The 16,549-nt window shown below is 59.2% G+C and carries 20 protein-coding genes; 12 read left to right on the top strand and 8 right to left on the bottom strand.

What is annotated here, in order from left to right; genetic code table 11:
• Positions 1-200 precede the first annotated feature (200 nt).
• The 3 genes from J0G10_RS21555 to J0G10_RS21545 all read left to right on the top strand — a co-directional run bounded on the left by J0G10_RS21555 (position 201) and on the right by J0G10_RS21545 (position 2,726).
• The gene (locus tag J0G10_RS21555; protein ID WP_220556662.1) at positions 201-1,622 is read left to right on the top strand and encodes an MltF family protein; all 1,422 of its coding nucleotides are present in this window, start codon (positions 201-203) and stop codon (positions 1,620-1,622) included.
• A gap of 111 nt (positions 1,623-1,733) precedes the next feature.
• Positions 1,734-2,168, top strand: coding sequence for a DoxX family protein (locus tag J0G10_RS21550; RefSeq protein ID WP_007908568.1), 435 nt, complete (start codon positions 1,734-1,736; stop codon positions 2,166-2,168).
• A 249-nt stretch (positions 2,169-2,417) separates the two neighbouring features.
• The gene (locus J0G10_RS21545) at positions 2,418-2,726 is read left to right on the top strand and encodes a hypothetical protein (RefSeq protein WP_093435191.1); all 309 of its coding nucleotides are present in this window, start codon (positions 2,418-2,420) and stop codon (positions 2,724-2,726) included.
• A gap of 6 nt (positions 2,727-2,732) precedes the next feature.
• Here the strand turns inward: J0G10_RS21545 and greB are convergent, their stop codons facing one another.
• From greB to J0G10_RS21530, 3 genes are read right to left on the bottom strand one after another with little or no spacing between them, the layout of a single operon-like run.
• The gene (gene greB, locus J0G10_RS21540) at positions 2,733-3,230 is read right to left on the bottom strand and encodes a transcription elongation factor GreB (protein ID WP_003226818.1); all 498 of its coding nucleotides are present in this window, start codon (positions 3,228-3,230) and stop codon (positions 2,733-2,735) included.
• Between the two features lie 34 nt (positions 3,231-3,264).
• On the bottom strand, positions 3,265-5,769 hold the full coding sequence (locus J0G10_RS21535) for an ABC transporter permease (protein WP_220556661.1): 2,505 nt from the start codon (positions 5,767-5,769) through the stop codon (positions 3,265-3,267).
• The gene (locus tag J0G10_RS21530; RefSeq protein ID WP_220556660.1) at positions 5,769-6,452 is read right to left on the bottom strand and encodes an ABC transporter ATP-binding protein; all 684 of its coding nucleotides are present in this window, start codon (positions 6,450-6,452) and stop codon (positions 5,769-5,771) included. Before J0G10_RS21530 ends, J0G10_RS21535 begins: the two co-directional genes overlap by 1 nt.
• A gap of 10 nt (positions 6,453-6,462) precedes the next feature.
• Between J0G10_RS21530 and J0G10_RS21525 the strand changes: the two genes are divergently transcribed.
• From J0G10_RS21525 to J0G10_RS21515, 3 genes are all read left to right on the top strand, one after another.
• The gene (locus J0G10_RS21525) at positions 6,463-7,068 is read left to right on the top strand and encodes an arylesterase (RefSeq protein WP_016985507.1); all 606 of its coding nucleotides are present in this window, start codon (positions 6,463-6,465) and stop codon (positions 7,066-7,068) included.
• A 57-nt stretch (positions 7,069-7,125) separates the two neighbouring features.
• Positions 7,126-7,419 (top strand): hypothetical protein, encoded by a 294-nt coding sequence (locus tag J0G10_RS21520; protein WP_007908575.1) that lies wholly within the window; start codon positions 7,126-7,128, stop codon positions 7,417-7,419.
• A 180-nt stretch (positions 7,420-7,599) separates the two neighbouring features.
• The gene (locus J0G10_RS21515; protein ID WP_093435185.1) at positions 7,600-8,571 is read left to right on the top strand and encodes a L,D-transpeptidase family protein; all 972 of its coding nucleotides are present in this window, start codon (positions 7,600-7,602) and stop codon (positions 8,569-8,571) included.
• A 126-nt stretch (positions 8,572-8,697) separates the two neighbouring features.
• On the opposite strand, the gene oprI is transcribed toward J0G10_RS21515, so the two are convergent.
• The gene (oprI, locus tag J0G10_RS21510) at positions 8,698-8,949 is read right to left on the bottom strand and encodes an outer membrane lipoprotei OprI (RefSeq protein ID WP_003199355.1); all 252 of its coding nucleotides are present in this window, start codon (positions 8,947-8,949) and stop codon (positions 8,698-8,700) included.
• A gap of 639 nt (positions 8,950-9,588) precedes the next feature.
• On the opposite strand from oprI, the gene J0G10_RS21505 reads away from it, so the two are divergent.
• A complete protein-coding gene (locus tag J0G10_RS21505; RefSeq protein ID WP_003226804.1) occupies positions 9,589-9,870 on the top strand; it encodes a GNAT family N-acetyltransferase in 282 nt (93 codons plus the stop codon).
• Between the two features lie 60 nt (positions 9,871-9,930).
• On the opposite strand, the gene J0G10_RS21500 is transcribed toward J0G10_RS21505, so the two are convergent.
• Together J0G10_RS21500 and J0G10_RS21495 are read right to left on the bottom strand one after the other, a co-directional pair.
• The gene (locus tag J0G10_RS21500; RefSeq protein WP_007908583.1) at positions 9,931-11,007 is read right to left on the bottom strand and encodes a 3-deoxy-7-phosphoheptulonate synthase; all 1,077 of its coding nucleotides are present in this window, start codon (positions 11,005-11,007) and stop codon (positions 9,931-9,933) included.
• 130 nt (positions 11,008-11,137) lie between these two features.
• Entirely contained in the window at positions 11,138-11,581 is a 444-nt protein-coding gene (locus J0G10_RS21495) for a PilZ domain-containing protein (RefSeq protein ID WP_095048467.1), read from the bottom strand.
• Here J0G10_RS21495 and J0G10_RS21490 point away from each other — a divergent pair.
• From J0G10_RS21490 to cysB, 5 genes are all read left to right on the top strand, one after another.
• Complete coding sequence (locus J0G10_RS21490; protein WP_194933999.1) at positions 11,580-11,966, top strand: thioredoxin family protein; 387 nt, start codon at positions 11,580-11,582, stop codon at positions 11,964-11,966. The genes J0G10_RS21495 and J0G10_RS21490 overlap by 2 nt on opposite strands.
• The gene (locus J0G10_RS21485; protein WP_220556659.1) at positions 11,963-12,919 is read left to right on the top strand and encodes a putative 2-dehydropantoate 2-reductase; all 957 of its coding nucleotides are present in this window, start codon (positions 11,963-11,965) and stop codon (positions 12,917-12,919) included. The genes J0G10_RS21490 and J0G10_RS21485 overlap by 4 nt, the downstream gene beginning before the upstream one ends.
• Positions 12,920-12,941: 22 nt before the next feature.
• Positions 12,942-13,847: a 5'-nucleotidase gene (locus J0G10_RS21480; protein ID WP_034155247.1), complete on the top strand. Its 906-nt coding sequence runs from the start codon at positions 12,942-12,944 to the stop codon at positions 13,845-13,847.
• A gap of 97 nt (positions 13,848-13,944) precedes the next feature.
• On the top strand, positions 13,945-14,448 hold the full coding sequence (locus tag J0G10_RS21475) for a universal stress protein (protein ID WP_095048464.1): 504 nt from the start codon (positions 13,945-13,947) through the stop codon (positions 14,446-14,448).
• Positions 14,449-14,561: 113 nt separating this feature from the next.
• Positions 14,562-15,536, top strand: a complete 975-nt coding sequence (gene cysB / locus J0G10_RS21470; RefSeq protein ID WP_003183769.1) for an HTH-type transcriptional regulator CysB — start codon at positions 14,562-14,564, stop codon at positions 15,534-15,536.
• Between the two features lie 9 nt (positions 15,537-15,545).
• On the opposite strand, the gene J0G10_RS21465 is transcribed toward cysB, so the two are convergent.
• Together J0G10_RS21465 and J0G10_RS21460 are read right to left on the bottom strand one after the other, a co-directional pair.
• Positions 15,546-16,028: a GreA/GreB family elongation factor gene (locus J0G10_RS21465; RefSeq protein ID WP_095048463.1), complete on the bottom strand. Its 483-nt coding sequence runs from the start codon at positions 16,026-16,028 to the stop codon at positions 15,546-15,548.
• Positions 16,029-16,030: 2 nt separating this feature from the next.
• Positions 16,031-16,438 (bottom strand): hypothetical protein, encoded by a 408-nt coding sequence (locus tag J0G10_RS21460; protein ID WP_095048462.1) that lies wholly within the window; start codon positions 16,436-16,438, stop codon positions 16,031-16,033.
• Positions 16,439-16,549: the final 111 nt, after the last annotated feature.

The raw sequence follows: 16,549 nt of genomic DNA, 5'->3' as shown, positions 1-16,549 counted from the left end.
AGAGCTGTAGATTCATAAGAAAAGCCAAGAACTACAACGAGTTATAGCTGTCTGTTGATGCCGCGACGCAGACCGGTTTGGTAGAAGTGCCATTACTGTGCCGGTCTCTCGCACGTTGCCAGCGCTCATGGCGCTCTGTTTTCGTCGGTGATTTCGACCTTTTAAAGATGAAATCGCCCCGTATTCTTTCCGGAGAGTGGATGGTTCGTCCCTCGGTTTTGCTCCTGTTGTGTGGCTCGCTGCTACTGCCGATGACGGCGGTCGCGCGCCTGCCCGGGCCACTGCAAGCCGTGCCGGCGGCCAAGGTGCGTGACTTGTCCGAGATTCGCAGCAGCCGCGTGTTGCGCGTACTGGTCAATCAGAGTCGCAACAGCTCCGGCGAAGTCCAGGGCCAGGCCATCGGCGTCGAATACCATCGCCTGCGCGCCTTCGAGCAATACCTCAATGGCCACGCCCGCGATGGTCAGGAAGTCACCCTCAAGATCATTCCCAAAGCCAAGGATCAACTGCTCGGCGCCTTGCAACGTGGCGAAGGTGATCTGGTCGCGCCGGGCGAATTGCTCGATCTGCAACCGGGCTATGCCGTAGCCAGCAGCGAACCGATTGCCAGCAATGTGCCGCTGGTGTTGGTAGGGATCAAGGGCGAGCGGCGCTACACCAAGGTCGAGCAGCTTTCCGGCAAAACCCTGGCGTTGCCCACCGGCAGTGCGGCGGGGGAGGCGGTCAGTCAGCTCAATCAGAAACTGGCGTTGCACAAACTGGCGCCGATCAAGATCGAATGGGTCGATCCGACCCTGGCGGTCGAAGACGTGCTGGAGATGGTTCAGGGTGGCATTTTCCACCTGACCATCGTCGAGCAACCTATCGCCGAGCGCTGGGGCAAGATCTTGCCGAAGCTGCGTTTTGACCGGCAACTGATAATCAGCGAGCCGGGCGAGGAGTACTGGTTCGTACGCCGCGATGCCTCGATGTTGCGCGCGAGCATCGATCGCTTTCTCGGCGGTTACAAGAAGCCATCCAATGAAGATGCGGCGTTTTTGCGCATCTATCGTCGTCTCTATCAAGTCCACTATCCCTTGGCCAAGGCTGATCGCCAGCGCCTGGAAAAACTGCGCCCGACCCTGCAAAAGCATGCCGACGCGCAGAACATGGACTGGCTGAATCTGGCCGCACTGGCGTTTAAGGAGTCACGCCTGCAACCCAATGCCCGCAGCGGCAGTGGTCCGACCGGGCTGATGCAGATCACGCCTTCTGCCGCTCAGCGAGTCGGCGTGAACAACATTCAGAATCTCGATGCGAATGTGCAGGCCGGGGCCAAGTACCTGGCGATGATCCGCCGCAAGTTCTTCAACAGCCCCAAGCTCAATGAGCGTGAACGCATGGCGTTCACCCTGGCGGCCTACAACATCGGCCCTGAGCGCGTGCAGGGCATGCGCGCCGAGGCCCGGCGGCGCGGGTTGAATCCCAACCAGTGGTTCTTCCAGGTCGAGCGCATCGCCATGGAGCAGGTAGGAATGGGGCCGGTCAGCTATGTTAATAGCGTGAACAAGTATTACTTGGCGTTCGACCGGGAGCGGGAGTCGTTGGAGCCCGGGGTACAAAAAGTCGTCTCACGTAAATGATCTAATAAACTGATTGTTATGGCGAAATATTTGCGCTTTTAACATGGAATTTATTGATTAATATAGCGGCCAACCAACACACACAACTTCTCGCAAAAACAAGGAATGCCCATGAGCTCTCTGATCAACAAAGTACTGTTCACTCGCGCTGGCTACGGTCTGACCATCCTGCGCATCGCTGTCGGCGTGATCTTCGCGGCTCACGGTTCGCAAAAACTTTTCGGTCTGTTCGGTGGTTATGGTCTGGCAGGCACGGCGCAGTACATGGACAGCATCGGTCTGCACCCGGGCTACCTGATGGCCACATTGGCGGGCGGTACTGAGTTCTTCGCTGGCCTGGCGTTGATCATTGGCCTGCTGGTGCGTCCGGCAGCATTGGGCCTGACCTTCCTGTCGCTGGTGGCGATCTTCACCGTACATATCAGCAACGGTCTGTTTATGGCCAACAACGGTTACGAGTTCGCCCTGGCTCTGCTCGGTGGCAGCCTCGCCGTCCTGATCGAAGGCGCCGGCAAGCTCTCGGTGGATCGCGCCATCGCCGGTTAAGCGCTCTGGCTCAAGGAACAGGCCCGCATTGTGCGGGCCTTTTTTTGTTGCGGCTGATTCTTGACACTGATCGGTCACGTTCTCTAGGATGTTGCCCATGCGCCGATTTAAACAGCTACTTGCGGGGCGCCAGGTGACTTAAACAGTTGCCGTCAGAAGCCGGAACAGGGCTTCGAAATACCGCTAAAGCGCTGGTTCGGTGTTGCCTCTCACCTGCCATGCAGACTTTTGAGGCAGAGACACGACACGATGAATGCACTACGCCCTCCAGCACGTCCCGCACCGATCACGGCGCATATCACCCAGCGCAACCCGAAAATCCTTCTTGGCGGCAAACATCAGCCAACGCTGCTGCGTTATCTCGATGGCTGGCCACGGCGCAGTGGCGGTCCTGCCGCGTTCCTGATCCAGTTCGTTGAAGACGGCGAGTCGCTGTCACGTTTTGCCAGTGACAGTTTTGATCTCGCGGTGATTCAGACACCGAGCGCTGAAGATGCGCCGGAGATGATCAAGCAACTGGTCCGCGTTGCGCGGCAGGGCCTGATCACCCGCCGCTGATTCGCTTTACGGATAGTCGATGGCGACGATGTAAACGAACTGCTCGCCGGTCGGCGTCTGCACCCGGACTTCTGCATCCAGCGCCTTGCCGATCAAGGCGCGGGCCAGTGGCGAGTCGATGCTGATCAGGCCCAGTTTCAGATCCAGTTCATCGGGGCCGACGATGCGGTAGCGCGATTGCTTGCCGTCTTCGTCTTCGATGGTCACCCAGGCGCCGAAGTAGACTTTGTTCGGATCGCTGGGTTTTTCACTGACGACTTTCAACGCTTCCAGACGTTTGGTCAGAAAGCGCACGCGACTGTCGATCTCGCGCAGCATCTTCTTGCCATAGGTGTACTCGGCGTTCTCCGAGCGATCGCCTTGAGCCGCGGCCTCGCTGACCGATTGCGTCACTTGCGGGCGGCGCACATGCCACAACTCATGGAATTCGGCGCGCATCCGCGCTTCACCTTCAGGGGTGATCAGCGCGGTGCCGGCGGTGCGGGGAGGGCGATAACGGCTCATGGCAACTTCTTGTGATTAAGACCGCTTGAGTCTATCAACCCTCACGTAACACTGTCAGTGGACTTGCATTGAGTGCCCGGCGCGTACCGAACACGCCGGCGCCACCAATCAACGCCGCGCCAATCAATGGCAGCACCAGCAACCACGGATGCGGGTGCCACGGCAGATCGAACGCGTAGCGATACAACACCAGACTCACCACTTCCGAGCCGATCGCGGCGAGTAATCCGCTGACTGCACCAAGCAGGCCGAATTCGATGCGCCGCGCCTTGATCAGCAACTGCCGTTCCGCGCCCAATGCACGCAACAGCGCACCTTGGCGGATACGTTCATCCAGCGTTGCCTGCAAACCGGAAAACAGCACGGCCATACCCGCTGCCAACACAAACAACAGCACATATTCGACCGCCAAAGTGACTTGGGCGAGGATGCTGCGCAGCTGTTCGAGCAGCGCTTCTACCTGAAGAATGGTCACCGCCGGGAAGGTACGCGACAGTTCGACGATCTGCTGGTCATGGCCCGGGGCCAGATAGAAGCTGGTCAGGTAAGTCGCCGGCAGATCCTTCAAGGTGCCGGGCTGGAAGATCATGAAGAAGTTCGGCTGGAAGTTGTCCCAGTTGATCTCGCGCAGGCTGGTGACCTTCGCTTCACGATTGACGCCGCCGACGCTGAACACCATGTGATCGCCGAGTTTGAGCTTGAGGCTTTCGGCGACTTTGCCTTCCACCGATACGCCGGGAACACCGTCGGTTGGCTGATCTTTCCACCACTCACCGGCAGTGAGCTTGTTGCCCGCCGGCAAATCCGCCGCCCAGGTCAGGCTCAAGTCGCGCTGCACAGCGCGATCGCCCGCCGAATCCTTGCTGACGATTTGCTGCACAGCTTCGCCGTTGATGCTGATCAATCGGCCGGGTACGACCGGATAAAGAGGTGCGGCTTGCGCGGACACTTTGATCAGATGATCGGTGAACGCCTGTTTGTCTGCTGGCAGGATGTTCAGAGCAAAGTAGTTCGGCGCATTTTTCGGCAACTGGTTTTGCCAGGTGTCGAGCAATTCGCCGCGCAGCAGGGCAATCAAAGCCATCGACAGCAGAATCAGACCGAATGCCAGCGACTGACCAGCCGCTGCCAAGGGATGGCGCAGCAACTGGCCCAGACCCAACCGCCACGGCAGCGAAGCACGGGCGAGCATCCGCCGCAGGCTTTGCAGCAGTAACAACAGCAGACCGCCCAACACCAACGCGGCGACCACGCCACCGCCGAGCAGAGCGAATGTCAGCAGCAGATCGAGGCTCAGGCGCCACATGATCAGGCCGAGCGCACCCAGGGCGGCGCCGTAAACCATCCAGGTGCTCGACGGAATCGGCAGCATGTCGCGGCGCAGTACACGTAACGGTGGCACACGACCCAGTGCGGCCAGCGGCGGTAAAGCGAAACCGGCCAAGGCCACCAGCCCGGTGCCGATCCCGGCGATCGCTGGAAACAGACCGCCCGGTGGCACGTCGCTTGGCAACAAATCATGCAGCAGCGCGAACAGGCCCAGTTGGGCCAACCAGCCGAGCAACGCTCCACTGAGCGCGGCGAACAAGCCGAGCACGGTCAACTGCAAACTGAACAGCACCATGGTTTCCCGGCGCGAAAGACCGAGGCAGCGCAGCAAGGCGCTGGCATCGAAGCGGCGACTGGCAAAACGGTTAGCCGACAACGCCACGGCGACACCGGCCAACAGCACGGCGACCAGACTGGCCATGTTCAAATAGCGCTCGGCCTTACCGAGTGCACCGCCAATCTGCCGGTTGCCATCGCGGGCGTCCTGAATCCGCTGGTTCGCGGCGAGCCCGGGTTTGATCAGTTGCCGATAGGTTTCCAGCGCCTGCGGTTCACCCCGCCACAGTTCGCGGTAACTCACGCGGCTGCCGGGCTGTACCACGCCGGTGGCCGCGAGGTCGTCGAGGTTGATCATGACCCGCGGCGTAAGGCTATAGAAGTTGCCGGCGCGATCCGGTTCGTAGGTCAGCACGCGGGTCATTTTCAATGTCTTCATGCCGACATCGATGCTGTCGCCGATTTTCAGATCCAGCGCGGTCAGCAGGCGTGCCTCGACCCAGGCTTCGCCGGGTTGCGGTTCGCCACCGGTTTCTTCAGTGGCGAAAGGCGCTGGCGCGCTCTTCAGTTCGCCGCGCAACGGATAGGCGCGGTCGACGGCTTTGATGCTCGACAACTGAATGCCATTGTCAGTAGCGATGACGCTGGAAAACTCCACCACTTGCGCATGCTTCAGGCGCAGTTCGGTGCCGCTGCGAATCTGTTCTTCACGGGCTGGAGAGCTGCCTTCCAGCACCAGATCGGCACCGAGAAATTCGGTCGCGCGCAGCATCATGGCGCCGTTGAGGCGGGCGCCGAAATAACCGATGGCGGTACTTGCCGCCACCGCCACCACCAGCGCGAAGAACAACACGCGCAATTCCCCGGCGCGGGCATCGCGCATGAGTTGGCGTATGGCGAGACTGAACAGACGCAACAGCGGCAAACGTGCCATCAAGGCTCCAGAGGGGCGACCAACAGCCCGGCTTCAAGACGGATCAGGCGCCGGCAGCGATGGGCCAGGCGTTCGTCGTGTGTCACCAGCACCAGGGTGGTGCCGCGTTCCTTGTTCAATTCGAAGAGCAAATCGCTGATGCGCTCACCGGTGTGGCTATCGAGGTTGCCGGTCGGTTCGTCGGCAAACAGCACGTCAGGTTCGGCTGCGAAGGCGCGGGCAATGGCCACACGTTGCTGCTCGCCACCGGAGAGCTGGCGCGGCGAGTGCGTCAGGCGCTGGCCGAGGCCGACGCGCTGGAGCAATTCGGTGGCGCGGTCACGCGCATCTTTGCGGCCGTCGAGTTCCAGCGGCAGCATGACGTTTTCCAGTGCGTTGAGGCTGTCGAGCAACTGAAAGGACTGGAAGACGAAGCCGACATGCTCGGCACGAATGCGTGCACGCTGGTCTTCATCAAGATTGCTCAGGCCCTGGCCGGCGAGGATGACTTCGCCGCTGCTCGGCAAGTCGAGGCCGGCGAGCAGGCCCAGGAGGGTGGATTTGCCCGAACCGGACGCGCCGACGATGGCGAGGCTGTCGCCCTTGTTCAGTTCCAGGCTGAGTTCGTGCAGGATAGTCAGTTCACCTTCCGCGCTGGGAACCACTTTGCTGAGGTTCTTCGCGGTGAGAATGCTTGCGCCCATGGAGAATCCGATGCGTGTGTGGTTTTTGAGTGCTGGCCTGGCCTTGATGTGCATGGCCCAGAACGCAGCGGCGGGTACTGTCCTGATCGTTGGCGATAGTATCAGCGCCGGTTTCGGACTGGATACCCGCTTGGGGTGGGTGTCGTTGCTCGAACAACGGCTCAAACAGGAGGGTTTCGACGACAAAGTGGTCAATGCCTCCATCAGCGGCGACACCAGCGCCGGAGGCCAGGCACGGCTGCCGGCGCTGCTTGCAGAGCATAAGCCTGAGCTGGTGATCCTCGAACTCGGCGGCAACGATGGCTTGCGTGGAATGCCGCCAACTCAATTGCAACAAAATCTTGCCTCGATGATCGACAGCTCTCGTCAGAGCGGGGCCAAGGTGCTGCTGCTCGGCATGCAACTGCCGCCCAATTACGGCAAGCGTTACACCGATGCCTTCGCCGAGGTCTACGGCAAACTCGCCGACGATAAAAAGATCCCCCTGGTGCCGTTTTTTCTCGACGGTGTGGGCGGTCATCCGGACCTGATGCAGGCCGATGGTCTGCACCCGGCAGCCGGGGCTCAGGGCAAGTTGCTGGAAAATGTCTGGCCGACGCTAAAACCGCTGTTATGAGGCTTTTCTAAGGACAGGCTTTCGGCTAATGTGGCGCCCCCTTATCTGGAGCCCCCGATGTCGCGTTCTGCCTGGTCCCTGTTTGCCTACCAACTGATCGAGCCTGACGAACAGCTGGATCTGTTCGCCTGCCAGGAAGTGCGGGTGCATCTGGTGACCCGTCAACTCGAACTCGGTGGCTCGGCTGATCGCACCCTGTGCGGCAGCTTGCTGCCGGCGCAACCGCGCTGGTCGAGCGTTGATCGCCGGGTGTTTCAGGATCAGCGCCTGTGTTCGCTGTGCCGGGCGATTCTGGAATCGCAGAAGCGCGGCACCTCGCCGATCTGGCCAGAGCTGCGTTTCGAGCTTTAAGAGCAAAAGATCGCAGCCTGCGGCAGCTCCTACATGGGTTCGCGTAATCCTGTAGGAGCTGCCGAAGGCTGCGATCTTTTCGCATTCAGCACGCTCCATCGGCGTGGCTCCCCGAATATTCAAAGTGCGGTGTACAATCGCGCTCTTATACCCTTGTTGATCATGCGAAGGATTTTCCGGATGTTGCCGCGCTTTCCTGCCGTCACCCGCTGCCTGTCACTTGCCGCCCTGTGTGTGGCCGGTCCCGTTGCTGCATTGGAGTTTCCCCTGCCACCACCCGGTGAAGACATCATCGGTCAGGTGCAGGTGATCAAAGCCAAGTACGAAGACACCTTCGCCGATCTGGGCACGAAGTACGATCTGGGCTACTCGGAGATGGTCGCGGCCAACCCGGGCGTCGATGCCTGGTTGCCGGGTGCCGGCACTGAAATCGTCTTGCCGACCCGCTTCATTCTGCCGCCGGGCCCGCGCGAAGGCATCGTTATCAACCTTGCCGAATACCGCCTCTACTACTTCCCGAAAGGCCGCAACGTGGTGTACACGTTCCCGCTGGGTATCGGTCGCGAGGGGTGGGGTTCGCCAATCGCACACACCTCGATCATCGCCAAAACGCCAAACCCGACCTGGACGCCTCCAGCATCGATCAAGGCTGAACACGCCGCAGACGGTGATCCGCTGCCAAACGTAGTGCCGGCCGGCCCAGACAATCCGTTAGGCCCGTTCAAGTTCACCCTGGGTACGCCGGGTTACCTGATCCACGGTTCGAACAAGAAATTCGGTATCGGCATGCGTACCAGCCACGGCTGCTTCCGCATGTTCAACAATAACGTGCTGGAAATGGCCGGCATGGTGCCGGTAGGCACGTCGGTGCGTATCCTCAACGATGCCTACAAGTTCGGCAGCAGTGGCGGCAAGGTTTATCTGGAAGCGCACACGCCGATCGACGACAAGGGCAACCCGTCTGTGGTCGACAAGCACACCGCAGTGATCAACGCGATGCTCAAGCGTGAAGACGTCACCAGCAACCTGCGCGTGAACTGGGATGTGGTGCGTGATGTGGTCGCGGCCGAAGATGGCCTGCCAACGGAAATCGGCACGCCGAGTGCCTCGGCCCCGATGGTTTCGAGTACACCGATCGACTTGCAGCAGTAAGTCGAGGTTAAAGGCCCGCCGATGCGTACAGCGCCGGCGGGTTTTTTAATGCCCGGGCAAAAGCATCGGGCACAAAAAAGCCGACCCGAAAAATCGGGTCGGCTCGATAACAACCCCGAAGGATTATTACTTGCGGCTAGCTTTGTCCAGCATGCGCAGAGCACGCTCGTTAGCTTCGTCAGCAGTCTGTTGTGCTTTTTGAGCAGCAGCCAGAGCTTCATCAGCTTTACGGTAAGCTTCGTCTGCACGAGCCTGGGAGCGAGCAGCTGCGTCTTCAGTAGCGGTCAGACGTGCTTCGGTTTCTTTCGATGCGCTGCTGCAACCGGTAGCCAGAACTGCGGCCAGAGCCAGAGCAGAGAATTTCAGAACGTTGTTCATCGTGTTCCCCTTCAAGGACTTTCAATTAAGTGGCTGTCTCCTCACGATTGAGGAAATAGCCGGCGTACATACTACCCATTACTTGTAGTAAGTAAACTGACGTAAGGCAAGAAGCAAAAAAAATTGTAGGCGTTGATTCTTTTTCGAGCAACTTTTAACTGCGCTGTTTAAAAAATATACAGCTACAAGCCCCGAGCTGAGCGAGTTAATGCGAAAAAGTTCCCGTTGCCACGTGCTGTTTTTGCAGTCTTGGCTAAAGTCTTTCTAGATGAATACGTCGACACTTTTGTTCCGAATTTGCGTGCTGCTTCGCTTATCTTTGTCCATGTTGAGGTGACTTTAAAAAAGGCTGCACGTCTTAAGTCTCAACATCCGGCAATGTTCAGGTGACCGGTTTGGCAAGATCTTCTTCCAGGCCCACCCTGCGTCCATCGGAGCAACCCCCCGTCAACCCGCTTGATGACGAGCGTACCTTGAGCATTTTTGCCAATGGTGCCTACTATTTATCAGGTGCCAGGTTGCGCGAGATCGGTGTGGCTCTTCTCGGTGTCCATCAGGCACGGGGTGGCGTAGATGTTCCTTCGCCGGAAAAACATCGGTAAGGTAGGGGTCAGAATTCAAGACCCGCGAGGAGTAGTGATGAGCGAGGCGTTGTCCATCCACCATGACCAGGCTGGTCATCAGTTCGAGACCAATGTGGACGGTCATCGTGCCTACCTGACCTATATGGATCTGGGGAAACAGACCCTGGATATCTATCGCACCTTCGTGCCCAATGCCCTGCGTGGCCGTGGCATTGCCGCAGCGCTGACCGAAAGCGCGCTGCAGTACGCCGAAGAAATGGGCTATACGGTGATCCCGTCGTGCTCCTACGTCGAGCGCTACATGGAGCGTCATCAGCGCCGCGCCGCCAAGATCTGAATCGCATACACAAAAACGCCGGGCATTGCCCGGCGTTTTTTTATGCCTGTAAAACGTGTATCAACTGCGCTGGCGTTTTGGCAGAACATCCTTGAGCTTTGCGTGCATGCTGCGCAGGGTGTTCTCGGTAGCGGACCAGTCGATGCAGGCATCGGTGATCGACACGCCGTATTGCAGGTCGGCGAGGTCTTTCGGAATCGCCTGGCAGCCCCAGTTCAGGTGACTTTCGACCATCAGGCCGATGATCGACTGGTTGCCTTCGAGGATCTGGTTGGCGACGTTCTCCATCACCAGCGGTTGCAGGGCCGGATCCTTGTTGGAGTTGGCGTGGCTGCAGTCGACCATGATGTTCGGCTTGATCTTCGCTTTGTTCAGCGCCTGCTCGCACAGGGCAACGCTGACCGAATCATAGTTCGGCTTGCCATTACCCCCGCGCAGCACCACGTGACCGTAGGCATTGCCTTTGGTGGTGACGATCGACACGCCACCTTCCTGGTTGATGCCGAGGAAGCGATGCGGGCTGGAGACCGACTGCAAGGCGTTGATCGCCACAGTCAGACCGCCGTCGGTGCCGTTCTTGAAGCCGACGGCCGAGGACAGGCCGGAAGCCATCTCACGGTGAGTCTGCGATTCAGTGGTACGTGCGCCGATGGCCGACCAACTGATCAGATCCTGCAGGTACTGCGGGGAAATCGGGTCAAGGGCTTCGGTCGCGGTCGGCAGGCCTTTTTCGGCCAGATCCAGCAGCAACTGACGACCGATGTGCAGACCGTCCTGAATCTTGAACGAGTCGTCCAGGTATGGATCGTTGATCAGGCCTTTCCAGCCCACGGTGGTGCGTGGCTTCTCGAAATACACGCGCATGACCAGATACAGGGTGTCGGAAACTTCCGCAGCCAGCACCTTGAGGCGATCGGCGTATTCGTGGGCAGCCTTGATATCGTGGATCGAGCACGGGCCGATCACTACGAACAGACGGTGGTCGGTGCCATCAAGAATGTTGCGAATGACTTCGCGGCCCTTGGTGACGGTGCGCAGGGCAGCATCGCTCAGAGGGATATCACGCTTGAGCTGATCGGGAGTGATCAGGGTCTCGTTAGAGGCGACGTTTAGGTCGTTGATCGGTAAATCAGCCATCGTTTACTCGTCAGGTCACGGGTGCCGGCCGCCAGCGATCCCCGCGCGGCGGAGCACAGCAGATTTAAGCGCGTCGGGGAGCGGAACCTTAGCGCGTAAAGCGCCTGCTCGACAATGGGCAAAAGGTGCTTTAGTCCAGCGCTGGCTGCGCAAAAGCCTTGCGCACGCTGTCGTGGGAGAACTCGTCGGCGTGTTGCTCGACCCATTGCAGGGCCACCGCCTGAATTTCTTGCAGGTCATCGTGGGTGTCGTGCATGCGGCAGTAGCGCTCGATCTGACACACTTGCTCACCCATTCGCGCACTGAACAGCGTCTGCTCATCGGTAAACGCGATGCCCACCAGATAGCCTTTTTTGCGCCGCAGGCACCACGCCACGTAGCCCGGATAACAAATGTCGGCATTCACTGACGGCATGCGCACTTGCAGCGCCGTGCCATGGCGCCAGGCACGGTGGTAATTGCAAGCGATGCCGCCGAGGCTGATAGTGTGCAGCTGTTGCCTGGAAATACACTCAGGCTTGAGCAAGGTTAATTCAACCGGCACCTCGTCCGGATGAGGAATGAAACGTCCCATGAGCACAGACTCCCTGTGTCAGCCATTTGACATTGTTTCCCCCAGTATAGTGGTCGAATCCGAACTGACCGATTTCGACGCCGACCAACGGCTGTTGGCGATGAGCGGCGTTTCGCTGGTGATTTTCACCAGCGTCGGCTGCGCCAGTTGCCGTTATGCCCGCGAAGTGTTGCCGGCTATGGCGCTGGGGATTGATCGTCTGTGCTGGATCGATGCCGGCGACAACGGCGGGTTGGTCGAGCGCTATCAGGTCTTTCATTTACCGGCGTTGTTCGTGGTGCGCGACGGCGAGTTCTTTGGGGCATTGCACACGCGCCTGACGGCCGATGCGTTGAACGCGGCGCTGGCGCAGGCACTGGGGCGAATTGCAGAGGAGTTGCCATGATGGGGGCAGTGAATAAACCGGTCGTAGGGATCATCGGCACCGGCGCAATTGGTGGTTTTTACGGTGTGATGCTGGCGCGCGCCGGTTTCGACGTGCACTTTCTGTTGCGCAGCGAGTTTTCGGCGGTGGCTGAGCGCGGTTTGCAAATCAACAGCGCGGTGTATGGCCCGCTGACGTTGCATCCGGCGCAGGCCTATTCGTCCGCCGAAGACATGCCCAAGTGCGACTGGTTGCTGGTGGGGGCGAAAACCACCAGCAACGCAGGTCTCGCGCCTTCAATCATTCAAGCGGCCAAACCGGACGCGAAAGTACTGGTGCTGCAAAACGGTCTCGACGTCGAAGACAGCTTGCGTGAGCTGCTTCCCGATTCCTTGCATCTGCTGGGCGGCTTGTGCCTGATTTGCGTACACCGCGAAGGTCCGGGTCTGGTGACCCATCAGGCACTCGGCGCGGTCAACGTTGGCTATCACAGCGGCCCGGCCATGGATGATGGCGCGCGCATGGCGATTGTCGAGGAGGGCAGCGGGTTGTTTCGCGCTGCCGGCATCGATTCCCAGGCAATGCCCAATCTGCAACAGGCGCGCTGGCAGAAACTGGTGTGGAATATTCCCTACAACGGACTCTCGGTGTTGCTCGGTGCAAGCACCACGCCGTTGATGGCCGATGTCGACAGCCGCGCGTTGATCCAGGCGTTGATGGCCGAAGTGGTGCAGGGCGCCAAGGCCTGCGGCCACGACGTGCCGCCGGGATACGCCGAGTATCTGTTCATGATGACCGAGAAAATGCCCGACTACTGGCCGAGCATGTACCACGACTTTTTGCATAAACGACCGCTGGAGCTGGAAGCGATCTACGCTCGGCCATTGGCGGCAGCGAAAGCAGCGGGTTGTGAGTTGCCGCGCATCGAAGCGTTGTATCGCAATTTGAGTTTTATCGACCGGCGCAACATTTAAGCCGGTCGCTCTGGGGGAAAGCATGGCCAAAAACATCGATGACAAACTGGTGCTGGCGATTTCGTCGCGCGCCTTGTTCGACCTGAGCGAGAGCCACAAGGTCTATCTGTCGAGCGGCGTTGAAGCCTATCGGCAATATCAGATCGAGCACGAAGACGAAATTCTTGCGCCCGGCGATGCCTTCCCGCTGGTGGAAAAACTGTTGGCACTCAACAGTCGCCTCGGCCGAGCACGGGTCGAGGTGATTCTGGTCTCGCGCAACAGCGCCGACACCGGCCTGCGCGTGTTCAACTCGATTCACCATTACGGTCTGGCGATTTCCCGTGCGGCGTTTGTCGGTGGGCGCAGTCCGTATCCGTATCTCAAAGCCTTTGGTTGTGACCTGTTTTTGTCGACCCATGCCGAAGATGTGCGCGCGGCGCTGGATGCCGGTTTCGCCGCTGCGACGATTCTTTCCGGCGGAGCGAGCCGTGCGGCCAGCGACGAATTGCGCATCGCCTTCGACGGCGACGCAGTGATTTTTTCCGACGAGTCGGAACGCGTCTATCAGTCCGGCGGGCTCGAAGCGTTTCAGGCCAAGGAGCGTGAGTCGGCTCGCGAGCCGTTGCGCGGTGGGCCGTTCAAGGGCTTTCTGGCGGCGCTCAATCTGTTGCAGCGCGAGTTTCCCGATGACGATTGCCCGATCCGCACGGCGCTGGTCACTGCACGTTCGGCGCCGGCCCATGAGCGGGTGATCCGCACCTTGCGCGAGTGGGACATTCGTCTCGACGAGTCACTGTTTCTCGGTGGCCTGACCAAGTCGGCGTTTCTCGAAGCGTTTGCTGCCGACGTGTTTTTCGACGATCAGGCCGGCCACTGCGAACTCGCCCGCGAAGTGGTCGCCACCGGTCACGTGCCTCACGGCATCAGCAATGAGCCGTCCATCTAAAGCCCTGTGCTTCAAGACGTTGCGTCGCCCGTCGTAGTCGCCAAGGCACTGCTAAGCTGAATCAAATCTCCGCCATGTTGGCACGCGAGGAGGTCATATGATTCGTTCGATGCTGTATGCCACTGACCTCGGTCTGTACGCACCGTTAGTCATGCAGCATGCCCTGGCATTGGCGCGAACGTTCAATGCCGATCTGTACGTGGTGCACGCGGTGGAGCCGATGGGGTTGTTTGCCGAATCGGTATTGCAGAGTTATCTCGACGAGCAGGCATTGAACGAATTTCACAGCCAGGGTCTGAAAACTGTCATTGCCAATATCGAGCAGCGGGTGCTGGACAGTTTTCGCGAAGAATTGGGAGATGAAGGCGAGCTGGATCTGCAGCGCATTCGCGCCGTGCGCGTGCTGCAGGGCGATCCGTCGCAGGTGATTCTCGACCAGGTGCAGAAACTCTCCGTCGATCTGCTGATCGTAGGCAGTCATAGCCATGGGGTGGGCGCGGAAACGCCGTTGGGGCGCACGGCGGCGCGGGTCCTGCAATTGGCCAAGGTGCCGGTTTATCTGGTGCCGTTAGTGGAGCGGCGGCGGCGGGAGGATCGCTAAGGCAGGAATAATGGCGCTTTGATAAAAAAGTTCTAGATTTATTATTCAAACCATTAATATAGTTATATACCGTCGCTGATGCCCGTGGCGTCTACCTGCTTTGAGGGATTCATATGAAGCTTCAACAATTGCGCTACATCTGGGAAGTGGCGCACCACGACCTCAACGTTTCCGCTACAGCCCAAAGCCTTTACACCTCGCAACCGGGCATCAGTAAACAAATCCGCCTGCTGGAAGACGAACTCGGCGTCGAAGTGTTTGCCCGCAGCGGCAAACACCTGACCCGCGTGACCCCGGCCGGCGAGCGCATCATCACCACCGCCGGTGAGATTCTGCGCAAGGTCGAAAGCATCAAGCAGATCGCCCAGGAATTCTCCAACGAGAAGAAAGGCACCCTGTCGATCGCCACCACCCACACCCAAGCACGTTATGCACTGCCGCCGGTGATCAGCAATTTCATCAAGCAATACCCGGACGTGGCGCTGCACATGCACCAGGGTTCGCCGATGCAGATCGCCGAAATGGCCGCTGATGGCACTGTGGATTTTGCCATCGCCACTGAAGCGCTGGAGCTGTTCGGCGATCTGGTGATGATGCCGTGCTACCGCTGGAATCGTTGCGTGGTCGTACCGCAGGGCCATCCGCTGACCAAGTTGCCAAAGCTGACCCTGGAAGCGCTGGCCGAATACCCGATCGTGACTTACGTGTTCGGTTTTACCGGTCGTTCGAAACTCGACGAAGCTTTCAGCCATCGTGGTCTGACACCGAAAGTGGTGTTCACCGCAGCCGACGCCGACGTGATCAAGACTTACGTGCGTCTGGGGCTGGGCGTGGGCATCGTCGCTAAAATGGCAGTCGACACCAAACTCGACAACGATCTGGTGGTGCTGGACGCCAGCGAACTGTTCGAATCGAGCGTGACCAAGATCGGTTTCCGTCGCGGCACTTTCCTGCGCGGCTTCATGTGCGACTTCATCGAGAAGTTCGCGCCGCACCTGACTCGCGAAGTCATGGCCAAAGCCATTCAGTGCCACAACAAGCAGGAACTGGAAGAACTGTTCGACGGCGTCGAACTGCCGGTTCACTGATTCGTTGAATCAAAGCACCTCGGTGACAGCAAACTGTTGCCGGGTGCCCGCCACCAGAATCTCCACCTCATCACCTTCGCACTTGCCCAGCAGACCTTTGCCCAGCGGCGAGCGCGGAGTGATGACGGTAATCGGCTGACCGACCACATCGACTTTCAGGCCTGCTGCATCCGGCGCCAGAAACAGCCATTGCTCGCGACCCTTTTCGTCCTCCAGGCCGAGCAGGGCACCGACTTCGATACCACGATTTTCATCGTAGGCTCGCAGCGTCAGGTTCTGGCACAACGCCAGTGACTTACGGATTTCCTCGACCCGTTTTGCTTGCCCGGCTGCCAGATACGACGCTTCCAGACCCAGCGTGTCGTACTTGTTTTCGGCGATGTTTTCTTCGTGCGTCGCGGTTTCGTAAGCGGTTTGCGCGGCGCGTTCGGCGATGTCGAGGTCGATGCGCAGTTTGTCGAGAATCAGTTGGTGGACGATGTGCTTGTTCATGATCAATCGCAAAATTGCAAAACGTTGGCGCGGCTTTTTTCGCTCGGGGCCGTCTGATCCTGTTGCAGCCAGAACTGGCACTTCGGATTGGACAGGTTACGCGTGCTGCCGCGTGCCTGATCCAGACGTGCCTGTTGTTCGTTCTTGCGCAGGTTTTCTTCGTACTGCTGGAACTGCGGGCTCGGCGGCGCAATATCCGGTTGTACCTGCACGGCCGGCGGATTGGCCAGTTGCTGCACCGCTTGTGCAACCGGTGCCAGTTGTTCTTTGAAGACAAACTGCGACAGCAGCCAGCAAGTCAGCGCAATGGCGACAAAGCCCAGCCACATGCCCAGGGCAATGCTGCCGGTCAAATGCAGCGCGCTAAGCTGAACAGGCAACGGGCGACGCGGATTGGGGCGATACGGCATGGCTGCCTCCTGGCGGATGATTGCGGGCAAGTGGCGATTGTCGCACGAAGATTAATCGCCGTCGGCTCTTCTGCGCGAGGTGATTTATGCGGACAATCGCAGCTTTTGCCA

Source organism: Pseudomonas germanica, assembly GCF_019614655.1.
Lineage (GTDB): Bacteria > Pseudomonadota > Gammaproteobacteria > Pseudomonadales > Pseudomonadaceae > Aquipseudomonas > Aquipseudomonas neuropathica.
This window is presented reverse-complemented; position numbering and strand designations above follow the sequence as displayed.

Excerpts from the sequence above, each read along its gene's own strand:
- J0G10_RS21480 (WP_034155247.1), top strand. The coding sequence starts at position 12,942 with ATGGCCAAAAACATCGATGACAAACTGGTGCTGGCGATTTCGTCGCGC.
- J0G10_RS21550 (WP_007908568.1), top strand. The coding sequence starts at position 1,734 with ATGAGCTCTCTGATCAACAAAGTACTGTTCACTCGCGCTGGCTACGGT.
- J0G10_RS21520 (WP_007908575.1), top strand. The coding sequence starts at position 7,126 with ATGTCGCGTTCTGCCTGGTCCCTGTTTGCCTACCAACTGATCGAGCCT.
- greB (WP_003226818.1), bottom strand. The coding sequence starts at position 3,230 with ATGAGCCGTTATCGCCCTCCCCGCACCGCCGGCACCGCGCTGATCACC.
- J0G10_RS21545 (WP_093435191.1), top strand. The coding sequence starts at position 2,418 with ATGAATGCACTACGCCCTCCAGCACGTCCCGCACCGATCACGGCGCAT.
- J0G10_RS21530 (WP_220556660.1), bottom strand. The coding sequence starts at position 6,452 with ATGGGCGCAAGCATTCTCACCGCGAAGAACCTCAGCAAAGTGGTTCCC.
- J0G10_RS21535 (WP_220556661.1), bottom strand. The coding sequence starts at position 5,769 with ATGGCACGTTTGCCGCTGTTGCGTCTGTTCAGTCTCGCCATACGCCAA.
- J0G10_RS21555 (WP_220556662.1), top strand. The coding sequence starts at position 201 with ATGGTTCGTCCCTCGGTTTTGCTCCTGTTGTGTGGCTCGCTGCTACTG.
- J0G10_RS21490 (WP_194933999.1), top strand. The coding sequence starts at position 11,580 with ATGAGCACAGACTCCCTGTGTCAGCCATTTGACATTGTTTCCCCCAGT.
- oprI (WP_003199355.1), bottom strand. The coding sequence starts at position 8,949 with ATGAACAACGTTCTGAAATTCTCTGCTCTGGCTCTGGCCGCAGTTCTG.
- J0G10_RS21465 (WP_095048463.1), bottom strand. The coding sequence starts at position 16,028 with ATGAACAAGCACATCGTCCACCAACTGATTCTCGACAAACTGCGCATC.
- J0G10_RS21515 (WP_093435185.1), top strand. The coding sequence starts at position 7,600 with ATGTTGCCGCGCTTTCCTGCCGTCACCCGCTGCCTGTCACTTGCCGCC.
- J0G10_RS21505 (WP_003226804.1), top strand. The coding sequence starts at position 9,589 with ATGAGCGAGGCGTTGTCCATCCACCATGACCAGGCTGGTCATCAGTTC.
- J0G10_RS21485 (WP_220556659.1), top strand. The coding sequence starts at position 11,963 with ATGATGGGGGCAGTGAATAAACCGGTCGTAGGGATCATCGGCACCGGC.
- J0G10_RS21460 (WP_095048462.1), bottom strand. The coding sequence starts at position 16,438 with ATGCCGTATCGCCCCAATCCGCGTCGCCCGTTGCCTGTTCAGCTTAGC.
- J0G10_RS21495 (WP_095048467.1), bottom strand. The coding sequence starts at position 11,581 with ATGGGACGTTTCATTCCTCATCCGGACGAGGTGCCGGTTGAATTAACC.
- J0G10_RS21475 (WP_095048464.1), top strand. The coding sequence starts at position 13,945 with ATGATTCGTTCGATGCTGTATGCCACTGACCTCGGTCTGTACGCACCG.
- J0G10_RS21525 (WP_016985507.1), top strand. The coding sequence starts at position 6,463 with ATGCGTGTGTGGTTTTTGAGTGCTGGCCTGGCCTTGATGTGCATGGCC.
- cysB (WP_003183769.1), top strand. The coding sequence starts at position 14,562 with ATGAAGCTTCAACAATTGCGCTACATCTGGGAAGTGGCGCACCACGAC.
- J0G10_RS21500 (WP_007908583.1), bottom strand. The coding sequence starts at position 11,007 with ATGGCTGATTTACCGATCAACGACCTAAACGTCGCCTCTAACGAGACC.